Here is a 16522-nt window from a genome sequence, read left to right on the forward strand (position 1 = left end):
CGGGAAGTGTGTTTCTAGGGATTGGCCGCCCCGGGACCGTCCGCGCCGATGCGTGTCCGGTGCTCCCTGCCGAGCGACTAGAGAACACTACGCCCGTCTGGGACGGGAGGCAAACCGGTGGCCCGGACGATCCGGGTGCAGAGCGAGCGGCCGGCCTTCACGTACTCGCCGTTGGGGTGATCGTTGGTGGTGACCCAGTGCCGGGCCGTGGCCTCGTCGCGGCCGCCGGCGCGGTGGCGGCGGATCAGGCGCTCCTCGCGCACGGCGTCGTCGGCGTCCACGTACCAGAGCTCGCGCAGCAGGCGGCGGGCGTCCGGCCAGGGGTGTTCGGCGGCGGCGAGGTAGTTGCCCTCGGTGATGACGAGCCGGGCGTGCGGGGGGACGACGTGACTGGCGGCGACGGGTTCGTCGAGCTCGCGGTCGAAGTCGGGGGCGTAGATGTCCTGGAAACGGTCCGACGCGACCCGGCGCAGCAGGGCGACGTAGCCGTGGGCGTCGAAGGTGGCGGGTGCGCCCTTGCGGTGGCTCAGGCCCACGCGGTCGAGCTGGGCGGCGGAGAGGTGGAAGCCGTCGAGCGGGAGGTAGGCGGCGCTGCCGGGGCCTTCGCGGCGTTCGACCTCGGACACCAGGTGCCGGGCCAGGGTGGACTTGCCGGCCCCGGGCGGGCCGGCAAGTCCGAGGATGGTGCGGGCGTTGCTGCCGGGGCCCCGGAGGAGACCGAGGGCGAGCGCCGCGAGATCGGGGGCGGTGAGGGTGTCCTCGTGCATGGGCGCACCCTACTGAGGAGGAGCGCCCTCCTGACCGGTCCCTCGTGCCGTCACCCCCGCGGAGCGAGGGCCGGGGTCTCCAGGGTGAGCGTGCCGGCGTCGGCGTCGAGGAGGGCGGGGACGCCGAGCGGGACGGTCAGGGTCGAGGGGCTGTGGCCGAAACCCAGCTCCCAGATCACGGGTATGCCGAGCGGGCCGAGCCGGTCGAGCATGACCTCCCTGACCCGCTCGGGCCGGCCGCAGCCCTCCCAGGAGCCGAGGGCGACGCCGGCGACGCCGTCGAGCGCGCCGGAGCGCAGGAGCTGGGTGATGAGGCGGTCGAGCTGGTACGGGTGCTCGTTGACGTCCTCCAGGACGAGGACGGTGCCGGCGTAGGAGGGCCGGGCGGACGGTGTGCCGCGCTCGGCGGTGATGACGTGGACGCAGCCGCCCGCCGTGATGCCGCGGGCGCGGCCCGGGACGAGGGTCTCGGCGGTGGCCGAGGTGAGGACCGTGGTGGCCTCGGGGTCGAAGAGGGTGCGGCGCAGGTGTTCGGCGGTCGGGCCGTCCTCGATGAAGGAGGCGCCCGCGCTCATCGGCCCGTACAGCGTGGCGATGCCGAGCCGCTGGGCGAAGGCCTCGTGCAGCGAGCTGACGTCGCTGAAACCGATCAGCACCTTGGGCGGTACGGCGCGCATGGCGTCCCAGTCGAGCAGGTCGACCATGCGGTGCACGCCGTAGCCGCCGCGGGCGCAGATGACGGCGTCGACGGCGGGGTCGAGCCAGGCGGACTGGAGGTCGGCGGCCCGGTCGGCGTCGGTGCCGGCGAGGTGGCCGAGGGTGGGGTGGGTGTCGAGGACGTGGTCTCCGACCGTGACCTCCAGTCCCCAGGAGCGCAGGATCGCGGACCCGGCGGTGAGCCGCTCGGGGTCGATGGGGCTGCTGGGGGCGACCACGGCGATGCGGTCTCCGGGGAGGAGGCGGGGCGGACGGGTCAGGCCTCGGGCGGGAGCGGGAGTGCGCTGATCCATTGCCAGGTTCCTTACGGGAAGAGGTGATTCGTGTCCGGTCGGCGACGTCCGTGCGGCGCCGACCAGACAAGATATGCCCCGCAGGCTTCAGATCGACCCCATCACCGCCCTGACCTCGGCAAGGGTGGCGTCAGCGACGGCGTTGGCCCGTTCGGCACCCGCCCGCAGCACCTGCCGGACGTAGCCGCGGTCGGTGGCGAGTTCGGCGCGGCGGGCGCGGAGCGGGCGGAGGTGTTCGTTGACGGCCTCGGTCACCGTGCGCTTGAGCGCGGCGCCGCCGCCGTCGCCGATCTCCTCGGCGACCGCTTCCGGCGCGCGTTCCTGGCAGAGCGCGGCGAGCAGGACGAGGCTGGAGACCTCGGGGCGGGCGGCCGGGTCGTAGGTGATCCGGCGCTCGGTGTCGGTCTTGGCGCCCTTGATCAGCTGGGCGGTGGCGTCCTCGTCGGCGCAGAGCGAGACGGCGTTGCCGCGGCTCTTGCTCATCTTGCCGCCGTCGGTGCCGAGCAGCAGCGGGGCGGCGGAGAGCAGCGCCTCGGGGCGGGGGAAGACGCCGGAGCCGTCCGGGTGCGGGTAGCGCTCGTCGAAACGGCGGGCGACGGTGCGGGCGACTTCGAGGTGGGGCAGCTGGTCCTGGCCGACGGGGACGACATCTGCCTTGCAGAAGAGGATGTCGGCGGCCTGGTGGACGGGGTAGGTGAACATCAGACCGTTCACGGCGGCCTGGCCCGAGTGGGCGATCTCGTCCTTGACGGTGGGGTTGCGGCTCAGCTCGGCGACGCTGACCAGGCTGAGGAAGGGCAGCAGCAGCTGGTTGAGGGCGGGCACGGCGCTGTGGGTGAAGATCGTCGCCCGCTCGGGGTCGAGGCCGGCGGCGAGGTTGTCGAGGACGACGTTCTCGGTGTGCTCGGCGAGTCGGTCGGCGAGGTCGCGGTCGGTGATGACCTGGTAGTCGGCGACGACGACGAACATCTCGACGCCGAGGCGCTGGAGGCGGACCCGGTTCTGCAGGGTGCCGAAGTAGTGGCCGAGGTGGAGCGGGCCGGTGGGGCGGTCGCCGGTGAGGACGCGGTGGGCGCCCGGGTCCCGGCGGATGCGCTCGTCCAGGTCGGCGGCGGGAGCGGCGGTCGGATCGTCCGCGGGAGCGGCGGTCGGATCGACGGCGGTGGCCACGGCGGGACCGGCGGCAGCGGAGACGAGAGCGGTCATGGGGTTTCTCCTCGGTACGGCGGTGGTGGCGGCCGTCCGGGGCTCGGGCCCGTCCCGTGGGGAAACGCAACAGGGCCGTCCATCCGGACGGCCCTGTTCAGGCGTGGCTGGTGGCCGTCCTAGGACGGCCACCAGGTGAGACCTGCGAAGCACTTCATGTGCCGAGGATACCCGTCAGTCCTCCACGACGAGGGCGGGCGTGTCCTTGCGGAGCGTCTCGCCGCGGAAGAACTCCGGCCGGAACGCGCCGTACCAGGTCATCAGGACGCCGCCGAGCAGCAGGATTCCGACGCCGATGACGAAGACCGAGCCGATGCCGAAGACGGCGCCGCTGCCGTACTCCGGGTCCCAGGCGTCGGTGAGGGTCTGCAGGAAGACGGCGCTGAGCAGCACGCCGCCGAGGAGCGGGGCGGCGCCCCGGAGGACGAGGTCGCGCAGGCTGCCCAGGAGCGAGCGGCGGAAGTACCAGACACAGGCGAAGGCGGTGAGCGCGTAGTAGAAGCAGATCATCAGGCCTAGCGCCAGGATGGTGTCCTGGACGACGTTCTCACTGATCAGGTTCATGCCGACATAGAAGACGGCGGTGGCGGCGCCGGCGGCCACGGTGGCGTAGCCGGGGGTGCGGAAGCGCGGGTGGACGGAGCCGAAGCGCGGCGGGACGGCCCGGTAGGAGCTCATCGCGAGCAGGGTGCGGGCGACCGGGATGAAGGTGGTCTGCAGGCTGGCGGCGGCGCTGGCGACGACGGCCAGGAAGAGCAGGACGCTCCACGGCGAGCCGAGTACCGGGCGCGCCAGCGCGGCGAAGACGTTGTCGGCGGTGGCCGGGTTGCCGAGCCCGTTGCCGGTGGCGCCGACGCCGGCGAACATCTGGGAGGCGATCGCGACCAGCAGGTACGAGCCGACCAGGGTGACCATGGAGATCATCGCGGCCCGGCCGGGTGTCCTGGCGCTGCCGAGGGTCTCCTCGTTCATCGTGAGGCAGGTGTCCCAGCCCCAGTACATGAAGATCGAGAGCGACAGGCCCGCGGTGAACGCGCTGAACGAGGTCACCTGGAGCGGGTCGAGCCAGGAGGCGGAGAAGCCGATCGAGTCGGGCAGGTCGCCGGCGGCGGCCTTGCCGATGGCGATGGCCGAGAAGAGCAGCAGCACCGCCAGCTGGAGGCCGACCAGGCTGTACTGGAACCACTTGGTGGCCGTCATGCCCCGGTAGCTCATCGCGGTGGCGGCGGCGATCAGCACGACCACGGTGAGGAGGTGGACGGCCTGGTTGTCGTTCAGTCCGGCGATCCCGCTGCTGCCGGTCATCTCGCCGAGCATCAGGTAGAGGAAGTCGGTCGCCACCCCGGCCAGGTTGGAGAGCACGATGATCGTGGCGACCGTCAGGCCCCAGCCCGCCATCCAGCCGGCCCGGGGGCCGAACGCCTTGGCCGTCCACGTGAAGGACGTGCCGCAGTCCGGGAAGTCCTTGTTCAGCTCCTTGTAGGCGAACGCGACCAGCAGCATCGGCAGGAAACCGGCCAGGAAGACCGCGGGCATCTGGACGCCGACGGCGGTGACGGTCGGGCCCAGCGTCGCGGTCAGGCAGTAGACCGGGGCGACCGTGGAGACGCCCAGGACCACGCTGCTCAGAAGGCCGACCGAGTTGCCCCGTAGGCCCTTGTCCCCCGCTGCCCCCGTCGGGGGCTCCACCACTGGCGCCACTGACCGGGGCACCCTGCGGAGCGGCGGGCGCCATTGCCCGGCCGCTGCTTCCGTGCTCTGAGAGCTGCTGATCAAACACCAGCGCACCCTAGGTGGGTGTACCGAAGGTTGTGTAGGCCAACCCTTGGTGATCTGAACCACTTGCTTCGATTCATTTGCCAATAGAGGATGAAGATCGATGGATTAATGGCGTGTTAACTCGTGTACCTTGATTTCGAAGGGTTGATGGCGAGTTGATTTCTCCCTTGTGTCATGACTTGAGACGTTTTGACCCTCGCCCGGACAGCCTCTCGATCGATCCCTCCGGAGGTTCGGATAGGTTTGCCTCACCTAACATCGATCGAGAAGGAGCGTCGCGTGGCCCCCCACCCCGCCGACCGGACCGTCGTCAGCCGCACCCCCTCCCGCCGCAGGCTCATCACCGCCGGGCTCGCCGGCGGCGCCGCCCTCGGCCTGGGCGGACTTCTCGCCGGCTGCGGCAGCTCGGGCGGGTCCGGCGGGTCCGGCGCCGGCTCCACGAAGGCCTCCTCCGGCGCCTCGGGCGGCTCGGCGCCCGACCAGAAGTCGGTCAAGCAGGGCGGCGACGACTACGCCACCGTGATCGAGAGGATGAAGGACTTCGGGACGGACGCCGCCCCCGGCGTCTACCCGCGCACCATCAAGCACGCCATGGGCGAAACCGTCATCCCCGCCAAGCCGGTCCGGGTCGTGGTGCTGGACACCGGCGAGCTCGACAACATCGTCTCCCTCGGCCTCCAGCCGGTCGGCGTCGTCTACACCGACGGCTCGAAGAACATGCCGTCCTACCTCAAGGACAAGGCCGGCAACCCGGCCAACGTCGGCACCATCAACAGCCTCAACCTGGAGGCCATCGCCGCGCTCAAGCCCGACCTGATCCTCGGCAGCCAGCTGCGCGCCCAGGACCAGTACGCGCAGCTCTCCAAGATCGCGCCGACCGTCTTCTCGCTGCGTCCCGGCTACCCCTGGAAGCAGAACTTCCAGCTGAACGCCGCCCCGTTCGGCCTGGAGGCGGAGGCCAGGGCGCAGCTCGACGCGTACCAGGCGGCGGCCGCGGCGATCGGCACCAAGCCGGGCGACAAGCGGCCCACGATCACGCCGCTGCGGTTCATGCCCGGCAAGACCCGGCTGTACGCGGAGCTGTCCTTCATCGGCACCGTCCTCGCCGACGTGCCGCTTCCGCAGCCCAGGATCGAGCAGGTCAAGGAGCTGGCCGTCGAGATCAGTCCGGAGCAGATCGACAAGGCCGACGCCGACTGGGTCTTCTACGGTGTCTACGGCACGCCCAGCTCCACCAACCAGGACGCCGTGCTCGGCGGGCCGCTCTGGAAGACCCTCGGCGCGGTCAAGTCCGGTCAGGCCCGGCCGGTTTCGGACGAGACCTGGTTCCTCGGACTCGGCGTCACCGCCGCCAACGCCGTCCTGGCCGACCTGAAGGGCTTCGTCGCGCCGGGTGCCTGAGGCGGACGGCGGTGAGGCGGCGGGTGGCGGGTGGCGGCGGGCCGCGGCTGCGACCGCCTCGGGGAGGGCGGACGGGTGTCGTCGCCCACACCGGGCGGAAAGCGGCTTGGAGCTGATCACGGGGTGCGGGAGGATCATCGGGACCGTACCCCGAAGGGCTCGTGCCGATGACCACGCTCGACCAGACCTCGACCGCTTCCGACCCGCCGTCAGCCGGCCTGCCCTCCCCCGGCCTTCCCGTGGGCGACGTGTCCGGCGCCCGCCGACTCTCCGCCGACCTGTCCGTCGCCCCGTCCCCTGACCTGTCCGCCTCGGCCGCTGCCCTGTCCGCCCCGGCCGCTGCCGTCTGCTCGATCGCGGTGGCGGCGTCGGAGCCCGTGGCGGCCGGCGGTGCTCGGGGCGACGCCGTTCCCCGGCCGCGAGCCGGCGACGGCGCGGAGGGGTCTGCCCAGGTCTCCAACGGGGGCCTCATACGGCTCCAGCCAGCGGTGCCGGCGACGGCGGACCAGGACGTGCCCGTTCTGAGAGCCGTGCAGGAGGACTCGCGGACCGCCCTGGCCAGGCGGCCCTCACCCTCGCGGCGGCTGCGCCGGATGCACCCCGAGGTGGCGTCGCCCGGCGAGGTCGCGGTCGCGGAGAAGCGTGGTGCGGCGGCTCCGGCGGTGTCTGCGGCCGTCCCGGTGGTCGGGCCCGCCCCGGCCGCACCCGTGATCGGAGCCGCGCCCGCCGGCCGCGCAGTGGCCGCGGTCGGAACCACGGCTTCGGTCGGGACCACGGCTTCGGTCGGGACCACGGCCGCGGTGGGAGTCGTGACCACGGCGGCCGAGACGCCGCTCGGCATCCTGATCGGCGGCAGTCCGAACCTCCCCGAGGTTGCCGGCCGCCCCGAGGAACGGCAGCCGGTCCGGGTGACGGCCGAGCTGGTACGGATCGGCCGCGGCACCGTCCTGGTGGTGCTGCCCGCGTGGCGGCCCGCCATCGCCGTCTCGGTGCCGACCGAGCACCTGTTGGAGACCACCGGCCTCGCCCTCGACCAGCTGGCCGGGGCGCAGCTGTCGGTGCTGATCAACCCGGGTGCGTTGCACGACCGGGAGCTGGACCTCCACGGCTGGCAATCCGGCCAGGCTGCCCGGCCGGGCCGGCGCGGCGGGCGGCCGCCGCTCCAGGATCCGGGCCGGCCGTCCACCGGGCCGGCGTGAACGCACCGCGGGTCCGACGTACCGAAGGGTCCGGTGTGCGGCGGGTTCTGCCCTGGTGCGCCTTCGGCGCCCTGTGGCCTCGGCGTGGTGCGGGGTCCGCCCGTGGTGCGGGGCCCGTGCGGTGCGGTTTCGGCGGTCAGGCGGCCGGGGTGGGGGCGTTCGGGATGTAGCCGAGGTGGACGGGCACCGGTTCGCGTCGGTCGGTGAGCCAGCCGTCCCGGACATCGGCCAGCAACTCCGGGAGTCTGGGCGGCCAGAGGGCGTCGGCGTCCTCGTCGGCCAGCTCGGCCCGGGTCCACCAGCGCCAGTCGAGGATCCGGTCGACGGCGTGCACCGCGCTGACGTCGCCGACCGGACCCCGGTGCGGCCCGCTGGTGAGGTAGATGTGCTCGTGCTGGCGGACGGGCGTGCCGTGCCAGGTGAAGTCGTGCTCCCAGGTGCAGAGCAGCGGCCCGGGTTCGAGGTCCGTCCAGCCGGTCTCCTCCCAGAGCTCGCGACGGGCGCCGGCCCACGGTGTCTCGCCCGCCTCGATGCCGCCGCCGGGCATCGTCCAGTGCACACCGACCTCGCTGTTGTCCGAGCGGAGCAGGAAGACGGAACCACTCCCGTCCAGCACCACCGTCCGGGCCGCTTGTCTGGGGGTCCGCCTCGCACGACGCAGCAGATTTCGCATCGGATCACTCTCGCAGGGCCGGTGCCGGGGCGTCGAGCGGGATTGAGGGCGGCCTTGGAGGCGAGCGCCGAGTGCGGCCTGCCGACGTGGAGTCGGGGGTCATCGGTGCCGCACCGACCGCGGGGCGAAGGGTGTTGGCGGCGACGCGAACGTCCGGTGGCCGTACTCTGACGCCCATGCCCGCACCAGCGATCCTCTTCCCGGCCGACCCGCTCAACCCGCGCCGGCCCGACCCGCACTTCGCCTGGGAGGCCCGGACGCTGCGGGAGTTGGGTGGTGAGCAGCACCTCGTCGACCACGACGCGCTGCTCGCCGGCGACGTCGCGGAGGCGGTCCGCCGGGTGCCGAGGGACGCCGGCCCGCTCTGGTACCGGGGTTGGATGATCCCCTCCGCCGATTACGCCTCCTTCGCCCGCGCCCTGGCCGACCGCGGCGCCAACCTGCTGACCAGCGCTCCCGGTTACGCCTCGGCGCACGAACTGCCCGGCTGGTACGGCGTGTTCGAGGGTGCGACACCGCCGAGCACCTGGATCCCGATGGCGCCGGCGGCGGGCCGGCCCGGTCCCGAGCAGCTGGCGGCCGCCGTCGCCCGGCTGGGCGGGCGCGGGCCTGCGATCGTCAAGGACTACGTGAAGTCCCGCAAGCACGAGTGGCACGAGGCCTGTTACCTCCCCGAGCTCTCCGACCTGGCCGCCGTCGGGCGGGTGGTGGCGCGCTTCGTCGAGCTGCAGGGCGAGTACCTGGCGGGCGGCGTGGTGCTGCGCCGCTACGAGGAGTTCGCGCGGGCCGGGGACGGGGGCGGCACCGGAGCGGTGGCGGAGCCGGGGGACGCGCCGGGCGACGGGCAGGGCGACGGACCGGGGGCAGGGGCGGGGCAGGGCGACGGAACAGGGGCGGGGCGTTCGGGCAGGTCGTCGGGCGGGTCCTCGGATGCGCCGGGGCGCGGCGGGACCGGGGAACGGCCGGTGGAAGCCCGGGTGTGGTGGCTGGACGGTGAGCCCGTACTGGTCGGACCGCACCCGGACGCGCCCGGGCAGACCGCCGAACCCGATCTCACCGGGGTCCGGCCGCTGGTCCGGGCCCTCGGCTGCCGCTTCGTCACCACGGACCTCGCCAGCCGGGCCGACGGCTCCGGCTGGCGGGTGGTCGAGGTGGGCGACGGACAGGTCAGCGACCTGCCGCGCGGGATCGACGCCTCCGGGCTGCTCTCCTCACTGCTCGCGGCCTGACCCGTTCGGCAGCCCCAGCGCGCGTGCAGCCTGAACGCCTGTTCAGCCCCAGTGCACGCAGCCCCAGCGCGCGTAGCCTCCACGCCCGTGCAGCCTCAGCGGCCGTGCAGTGGCTGGGCCACTGGTTCCGGCGCCGGGTGGCCGTCGGCGATGAACGCCTGCCAGAGCCGGGCGTAAACGCCGCCCTGTGCGACGAGTTCGGCGTGCGTACCGTCCTCGACCACCTTGCCGTGGTCCAGGACCACGACACGGTCGGCGCGTTCGGCGGTGGTGAGGCGGTGGGCGATGACCAGCGTGGTGCGGCCCCCGCTGAGCCGGTCCGAGGCGTGGTTGACGGCCGCCTCGGTGGCGAGGTCGAGCGCGGCGGTGGCCTCGTCCAGGAGCAGGATGTCCGGATCGACCAGTTCGGCCCTGGCCAGCGCGATCAGCTGGCGCTGCCCGGCGGAGAGGTTCCGCCCCCGCCCGGTGACCTCGTGGTCGTAGCCGCCCGACAGCCGGACGATCATCTCGTGCGCGCCCACCGCCCGGGCCGCCGCCTCCACCTCGGCCGCCGAGGCCGAGGGCCGGCCGTACGCGATCGCCTCGCGCACCGTGCCCGCGAACAGGTACGCCTCCTGCGGCACCACGCCGAGCCGGTGCCGGTACCGCGCCAGGTCGTACCGGGTCAGGTCGACGCCGTCCACCCGGACGGTGCCGGCGGTCGCGTCGTAGAACCGGGCAACCAGCTTGACCAGGGTCGACTTGCCCGCCCCCGTCTCGCCGACCAGCGCCACCGTCTGGCCGGCGGGAATGTGCAGGCTGACGCCGGTGAGCACGGACGGGGCCCCGTCGGCGCCGCCGTTGTAGGCGAAGCTGACGTCCTCGAAGTCGATGTCGCCGCGGAGCCGCTTGTGCACCGGCACCGGATCGGCCGCCTCGGCGGTGGTGGTCGGCGTGCGCAGCAGCTCGCGGATCCGGCCCAGGCCCACCGCGGCCTGCTGGTAACCGTCGAAGACCTGCGAGAGCTGGTTGACCGGCGCGAAGAACAGGTCGATGTAGAGCAGGTAGGCGACCAGCGCACCGACGGTGAGCGTCCCGGCCTCGACGCGCGAGGCGCCCACGATCAGCACCAGCGCGGCGGCGACGCTGGAGAGGAACTGCACGAACGGGAAGTACAGCGAGATGTAGAGCTGCGCCCGGACCCGGGCCTCGCGGTAGGCGATGCCCCGGGCGACGAAGCGGTCGGTGTTGGCGTCCAGCCGGCGGAAGGCCTGGACGATCCGCATGCCGGCGACGTTCTCCTGGAGGTCGGCGTTGACCGTGCTGATCAGGTCACGGGAGATCTCGTACTGCGTCTTGGACTTCTTGCGGAAGACCAGTGTCGCGACCACCAGCAGCGGCAGCACGGCGAAGACCACGAGGGCCAGGCCGGCGTCGATGACCAGCAGGACGGCGAAGATGCCGAGGAAGGTGAGCAGGCTGACCACGGCCGTGACCACGCCGGTCTGCAGGAAGGACGTCAGCGAGTCCAGGTCGGTGGTCATCCGGGTCATGATCCGGCCGGACAGCTCGCGCTCGTAGTAGTCCAGGCCGAGCCGGTTGAGGTGGGCGAAGATCTTGAGGCGGAGCGTGTAGAGCACGCGCTCGCCGGTACGGCCGCTGACCCGGTTCTCGGCGCCCTGCACCAGCCAGTCCAACAGGACGATCGCCAGCGCGGTCAGGGCGGCGACGGCGACGCCCGACATCAGGGCCTTGCTCACGCCGTCGTCGATGCCGTGCCGGATCAGGATCGGCAGCACCAGGCCGGCGCCCGCGTCCAGGGCGACCAGCAGAAGGGCGAGGGCGAGCGGGCCGCGGAACGGGCGCAGCAGGCGGCGGAGGGAGAAGTCGGGGTCGCCCGCCTCGGCCTCGGCCCGGGAGATCGCCGGGTTGTCGGTGGCCGGCGGGAGGGCGGCGACCTGGGCCAGGAGGTCCGGGTCGGCGGCGCGGGCCGCCTTGGCCAGGGCCGGGGTCGGCAGCTCGGGGAGGGGCTGCGCCGCGGGGGTGTCCGCGGTGTCCGCGGTGGGCTCGCTTGGCCCGGTGGGGTCAGTGAGCTTGGTGAGCTTGGTGGGGTCGGTGGGGTCGGTGGGCTGCGAGTCGGCGGGCTCGGTGGTGGTGCGCTCGGGAGTGGTGCCCTCGGCCGGGGGGTTCTCGGCGAGCGGTCCGGTGAGCGCCTGGGCCGGTGATTCGAGGGTGGCCGGGGGCTCGGTCCTGCCGGCCTCGGGGTCGGAGATCAGGACCCGGTACTGGGGACATCGGACGTCGAGTTCCTCGTGCGTTCCGATGTCCAGCAGCCGGCCGTGGTCCAGCACGGCGATCCGGTCGGCCAGTTGGAGGGTGGAGCGGCGGTGGGCGATCAGCAGGGTGGTACGGCCGGTCATGACCGAGCGGAGGGCGTCGTGGATCTCCGCCTCGATCTGCGGGTCGACCGCCGAGGTGGCGTCGTCCAGCAGCAGGATGCTCGGGTCGGTGAGGATGGCCCGGGCCAGGGCGATGCGCTGGCGCTGGCCGCCGGAGAGCGTGAGGCCCTGCTCGCCGACCTTGGTCTCGTAGCCGTTGGGCAGCTCCCGGACGAACTCGTCCGCCTGCGCCGCGCGGGCCGCCGCCACGACCTGCTCGTCGGTGGCCTCGGGCCGCCCGTACGCGATGTTGGTGCGGACCGTCTCGGAGAAGAGGAAGCTCTCCTCGGGGACGATGCCGACGGCTGCCCGGACCGAGTCGAGGGTGAGATCGCGCAGGTCGTGGCCGTAGAGGCGGACCGCACCGGCCGCCGGGTCGTAGAAGCGGGGCACCAGCTGGGCCACCGTCGACTTGCCCGAGCCGGAGGCGCCGACCAGGGCCAGTGTCTCGCCGGGGGCCAGCTTCAGGCTGAGGCCGTGCAGGACGGGTGCCGGGTGCTCGGGGTCGTAGCGGAACTCGACCTGGTCGAACTCCAGCGCCGTGTCCGGCGTGCGCGGGCCGACGGTGCGCTGCGGTTCGCCGTGCGCGCCGGTTTCGGCGGTACCTGTGGCCGTCGCGGTCTCGGGGGCCGTCGCGGTCCCGATGGCCGTCGTGCGCTCGGGGGCCGTCGTGCGCTCGGGGGCCGTCGCGGTCCCGGCGGCCGCGATGGCCGGGGTGGCCGTCGTGATCTCGGCGGCGGGGGAAACGGTGCCGGCCGCCGAGGCCGCGTGCCCGGCGGAGAGGTGGGCGGCGGTGAGGTCGAGGGCGACCGCGTCCGGGCGCTCCTGCACCAGCGGGCGCTCGTCGATCAGCTGGAGCACCCGCTCCACGCCCGCGCGGGCCTGCTGACCCACCGTGATGACCATGGTCAGCATCCGGACCGGACCGGTCATCTGCGCCACGTAGGTGGAGAAGGCGACGAAGGTGCCGAGCGAGACCTGGCCGTCGACCGCCAGCCACCCGCCGAACGCCAGCACTGCGACCTGGGCCAGCGCCGGGATCGCCTGCATCGCCGGGTTGTAGCGGCTGTTGAGCCGGATCGAGCGCAGCCGGGCCGCGAAGAGGTTGCGCGAGGCCGCCTCCAGCTTGCCCAGCTCCTGGGCCTCCTGGCCGAAGCCCTTGACCACCCGGACGCCGCCGATCGCCTCGTCGACCACGCCCGCGACGGCCGCCGCCTCCTGCTGCGCCGCCCAGGTGGACGGGAACAGCCGCTTGCGGCTCAGGACCGAGACCCACCAGAGGGCCGGGCCCATGACCAGCGCGACCAGTGTGAGCGGCGGCGAGAGCCAGAGCATCACGGCCAGCGACATCACGAACATCAGCAGGTAGCCGGTCATCATCGGCAGCATCGAGAGCAGGCCGTTGATCAACTGGAGGTCGGAGGTGGCACGGCCGACCACCTGGCCGGTGTCCAGCCGGTCCTGCCGGTGCCCGTCGAGCCGCCCGAGCGAGCGGAAGAGGTCGCTGCGCATGTGGTGCTGGACGTCGAGGGCGAGCTGACCGCCGTAGTAGCGGCGCACCTGGGTACAGGCGAACACCAGGGCGGCCGCCGCCAGCAGCGCCACGGCCCACGGGGCCAGCGAACGGGTGTGCTGGGTGATGACGTCGTCGATGATCAGCTTGGTGACCAGCGGGACCAGCGCGGTGACGGCCATGCCGACGAGCGAGGCCCCGAAGGCCAGCAGAAGGCTGCGGCGCGAGCGCCAGCAGTAGCCGACCAGCCGCCGCAGCCAGCCCTGACCGCTGCCGTCGGGGGCCTCGGCCCCACTCGGGCTGCCGCCGCCGGCGCTCTGGGTGCTGCCGGCGCTCTGCTCGCTGTCGCTGCTCCGCGTGCCGTCGGCACCGTTCGGCGCACCCCGGGTGCCGGTTCGGGGGCCGCTCGGGGAAAGCTCCACCGTAGATCCGTGAGTCTCAGGCATATTTAGGGATGCTAACCATTCCGTCGAGTGGCCGCCATGGTTTATCCGGCCAGAGCACGCCGGGTGTCCGGCCCGGCTGAGGGGCCAACAGCCCGCAGCCTGCGGTGATTCCCGGCCGGCCGTCGGCCCGCGCCCTGCTACCAGGGTGGACGATGGCGCGCCGAACGCCCACCCTCCACCGGCGCAGCGGGCCGCCCTCCTTTGGACCTAGGCCGCATGCCGCAGCGCACCACGAGGCAGCGCACCGGATGCCCGGCGACCGGGGGGCTGGGGCAGGAGCGCCGGAGTAGGAGCAGGGGCGCCGGGGCAGGGGGCGCCGGGGCATGAACGGGCGGGCCGGGCCGGGGGCGCCGGCCGATTCAGCTGCGCGCCGCGGCGTCGGCCGCCGCGGAGAAGGCGCCGTGCGCCAGGCTGTGGAGCAGGGCGGCCATGCCGTCGCGCTGCAGGGCGGCCCGGTCGCCCTGGGCGGGGTTGGGGCCGGCGCTGTGCGGGGTCGAGTTGATCAGACCGAAGACGGCGTGCACGGAGGCCCGCGCAACCGGCTCGGCGTCCGGTCCGGCCAACGGCGGGTAGGCCTGCCGGACGACGTCCACCCACAGCTCGACGTAGCCGCGCTGGAGTCGGCGGACGGTCCGGCGGTCCTCCTCCTTGAGGTTCAGCAGCTCACGGTCGTGCAGGGTGATGAGGTCCCGGTCGTCGAGCGCGAAGTCGACGTGCCCGCTGATCAGCGCATCGAGCGCGGCGGCCGCGCCGTCGCCCCCGCCCGCCCGGCGGCGGCCCTCCTCCAGGAGACGCTCGCTGATGCCGATCAGCAGGTCGGCGAGCATCGCGTCCTTGCCGGCGAAGTGCCGGTAGAGCCCCGGCCCGCTGATGCCGACCGCCTTGCCGATCTCGTCGACCCCCACGCCCAGGAAGCCACGCGCGGCGAACAGCCGGGCAGCCTCCTTGCGGATCTGGTCACGGCGTGGGAGCGCGGAGGCGGCTGGGACGTTCGGCATGCTGCCCATCGTAGACAGTGGGGTTATCGGCCGTTAACCTGGGCCGCACGAGTTAACGCTCATTAACGTGGGGGTCGCGGGCTCATCCGGCCCTGCCGCCCACCTGGTGCCGAGGGCAAGGGAGCTCTTGGGAATGGTCATCTCCACCGCCGGTGTACCCACCGGCGTCAACGGCAGCGCGGCAGGCGGAGCCGCGGCAGGCGCGGGCGGCTCGCCGTCCGGTACGGCCGCAGGATCCGTCGCCCCGGGAGCCGCCGCTCCCGCACCCCGGCTCGGCACCGCCGTCGACCCGGGCTCGGAGGCCTTCCGGGCCAACACCGAGGCACACCGTGCGCTGGTCGCCGAACTGCGTGAGAAGCTCGGCGCGGCCGCCCTCGGCGGCGGGGCCAAGGCCCGGGCCCGGCACACCGCACGCGGAAAGCTGCTTCCGCGCGACCGCGTCGACACCCTGCTCGACCCCGCCTCCCCCTTCCTCGAACTGGCCCCGCTGGCGGCCGACGGGATGTACGACGGGGCCGCGCCGGCAGCCGGCGTGATCGCGGGCATCGGCCGGGTCGCGGGGCGCGAGGTGGTCGTCGTCGCCAACGACGCCACCGTCAAGGGCGGCACGTACTACCCGATGACGGTCAAGAAGCACCTGCGCGCCCAGGAGGTCGCGCTGGAGAACCGCCTCCCCTGCATCTACCTGGTGGACTCCGGCGGCGCCTTCCTCCCGATGCAGGACGAGGTCTTCCCGGACCGCGACCACTTCGGCCGGATCTTCTACAACCAGGCCAGGCTCTCGGCCGCCGGGATCCCGCAGATCGCCGCCGTGCTCGGCTCCTGCACGGCGGGCGGCGCGTACGTCCCGGCGATGAGTGACCAAGCCGTCATCGTCCGCAATCAGGGCACGATCTTCCTCGGCGGGCCGCCGCTGGTGAAGGCCGCCACCGGCGAGGTGGTCACCGCCGAGGAACTGGGCGGCGGCGACCTCCACTCCCGCACCTCCGGGGTGACGGACCACCTGGCCGAGGACGACGCCCACGCCCTCTCGATCGTCCGCACCATCGTCGCCGGGCTCGGCCCGCGCGCACCCCGGCCGTGGCCGCTCGCCCCGGCCGAGCCGCCCGCCGTCGACCCGGCCGGCCTGTACGGGGCCGTCCCGGTCGACCCGCGCACGCCGTACGACGTGCGCGAGGTGATCGCCCGGCTCGTCGACGGCAGCCGCTTCGCCGAGTTCAAGGCCGAGTACGGCGCGACCCTGGTGACCGGGTTCGCCCGGATCCACGGCCACCAGGTCGGCATCGTCGCCAACAACGGCGTGCTCTTCGCCGAGTCCGCGCTCAAGGGCGCCCACTTCATCGAGTTGTGCGATCAGCGGGGCATCCCCCTCCTCTTCCTCCAGAACATCACCGGGTTCATGGTCGGCCGGCAGTACGAGGCGGGCGGCATCGCCAAGCACGGCGCCAAGATGGTCAACGCCGTCGCCTGCACCCGCGTCCCGAAGCTGACCGTGGTGATCGGCGGCTCGTACGGAGCCGGCAACTACTCGATGTGCGGACGGGCCTACTCACCCCGCTTCCTCTGGATGTGGCCGGGCGCCAAGATCTCGGTGATGGGCGGCGAGCAGGCGGCATCCGTGCTGGCCACCGTCCGCCGTGACCAGCTGGAGGCGCACGGCGAGGAGTGGCCGGCCGAGGCGGAGGACGAGTTCAAGCGCCCGGTCCGCGAACAGTACGAGCGCCAGGGCAACGCCTACTACGCCACCGCGCGCCTCTGGGACGACGGGGTGATCGACCCGATGGACACCCGCACCGTCCTCGGGCTGGCGCTCACCGCCTGCGCCAACGCCCCGCTCCCGCAGCCGGGCCCGTACGGCGTCTTCCGCATGTAGCCCCGCCGGGC

The 16522-nt window shown here is 73.2% G+C and carries 11 protein-coding genes; 4 read left to right on the forward strand and 7 right to left on the reverse strand.

What is annotated here, in order from left to right; translation table 11 throughout:
- Positions 1–77: 77 nt before the first annotated feature.
- From ACZ5WK_RS28495 to ACZ5WK_RS28510, 4 genes are all read right to left on the reverse strand, one after another.
- The gene (locus tag ACZ5WK_RS28495) at positions 78–767 is read right to left on the reverse strand and encodes a nucleoside/nucleotide kinase family protein (RefSeq protein ID WP_465551451.1); all 690 of its coding nucleotides are present in this window, start codon (positions 765–767) and stop codon (positions 78–80) included.
- Positions 768–817: 50 nt separating this feature from the next.
- Entirely contained in the window at positions 818–1777 is a 960-nt protein-coding gene (locus tag ACZ5WK_RS28500; protein WP_465551453.1) for a S66 peptidase family protein, read from the reverse strand.
- An 87-nt stretch (positions 1778–1864) separates the two neighbouring features.
- The gene (trpS, locus tag ACZ5WK_RS28505; protein ID WP_465551454.1) at positions 1865–2983 is read right to left on the reverse strand and encodes a tryptophan--tRNA ligase; all 1119 of its coding nucleotides are present in this window, start codon (positions 2981–2983) and stop codon (positions 1865–1867) included.
- Between the two features lie 174 nt (positions 2984–3157).
- Positions 3158–4672: an APC family permease gene (locus ACZ5WK_RS28510; protein ID WP_465551455.1), complete on the reverse strand. Its 1515-nt coding sequence runs from the start codon at positions 4670–4672 to the stop codon at positions 3158–3160.
- Positions 4673–5041: 369 nt separating this feature from the next.
- Here ACZ5WK_RS28510 and ACZ5WK_RS28515 point away from each other — a divergent pair, with 369 nt between their 5' ends.
- Both ACZ5WK_RS28515 and ACZ5WK_RS28520 read left to right on the forward strand, forming a co-directional pair.
- Positions 5042–6163, forward strand: a complete 1122-nt coding sequence (locus ACZ5WK_RS28515; RefSeq protein ID WP_465551456.1) for an ABC transporter substrate-binding protein — start codon at positions 5042–5044, stop codon at positions 6161–6163.
- Positions 6164–6330: 167 nt separating this feature from the next.
- Positions 6331–7362 carry a hypothetical protein gene (locus tag ACZ5WK_RS28520; protein ID WP_465551457.1) on the forward strand — a complete coding sequence of 344 codons (1032 nt, stop codon included), beginning with the start codon at positions 6331–6333 and terminating at the stop codon, positions 7360–7362.
- A 136-nt stretch (positions 7363–7498) separates the two neighbouring features.
- Here the strand turns inward: ACZ5WK_RS28520 and ACZ5WK_RS28525 are convergent, their stop codons facing one another.
- Positions 7499–8035: an NUDIX hydrolase gene (locus tag ACZ5WK_RS28525; protein ID WP_465551459.1), complete on the reverse strand. Its 537-nt coding sequence runs from the start codon at positions 8033–8035 to the stop codon at positions 7499–7501.
- Positions 8036–8211: 176 nt separating this feature from the next.
- Between ACZ5WK_RS28525 and ACZ5WK_RS28530 the strand changes: the two genes are divergently transcribed.
- Positions 8212–9264, forward strand: coding sequence for an ATP-grasp domain-containing protein (locus tag ACZ5WK_RS28530; RefSeq protein WP_465551461.1), 1053 nt, complete (start codon positions 8212–8214; stop codon positions 9262–9264).
- 95 nt (positions 9265–9359) lie between these two features.
- Here ACZ5WK_RS28530 and ACZ5WK_RS28535 read toward each other — a convergent pair whose 3' ends face one another.
- Positions 9360–13451 carry an ABC transporter ATP-binding protein gene (locus ACZ5WK_RS28535; protein ID WP_465551579.1) on the reverse strand — a complete coding sequence of 1364 codons (4092 nt, stop codon included), beginning with the start codon at positions 13449–13451 and terminating at the stop codon, positions 9360–9362.
- A 548-nt stretch (positions 13452–13999) separates the two neighbouring features.
- Positions 14000–14638, reverse strand: a complete 639-nt coding sequence (locus tag ACZ5WK_RS28540; protein WP_465551463.1) for an SACE_7040 family transcriptional regulator — start codon at positions 14636–14638, stop codon at positions 14000–14002.
- Positions 14639–14771: 133 nt separating this feature from the next.
- Here ACZ5WK_RS28540 and ACZ5WK_RS28545 point away from each other — a divergent pair, with 133 nt between their 5' ends.
- Positions 14772–16511: a carboxyl transferase domain-containing protein gene (locus tag ACZ5WK_RS28545; protein ID WP_465551465.1), complete on the forward strand. Its 1740-nt coding sequence runs from the start codon at positions 14772–14774 to the stop codon at positions 16509–16511.
- Positions 16512–16522: the final 11 nt, after the last annotated feature.

Source organism: Kitasatospora sp. NPDC032757 (assembly GCF_055579305.1).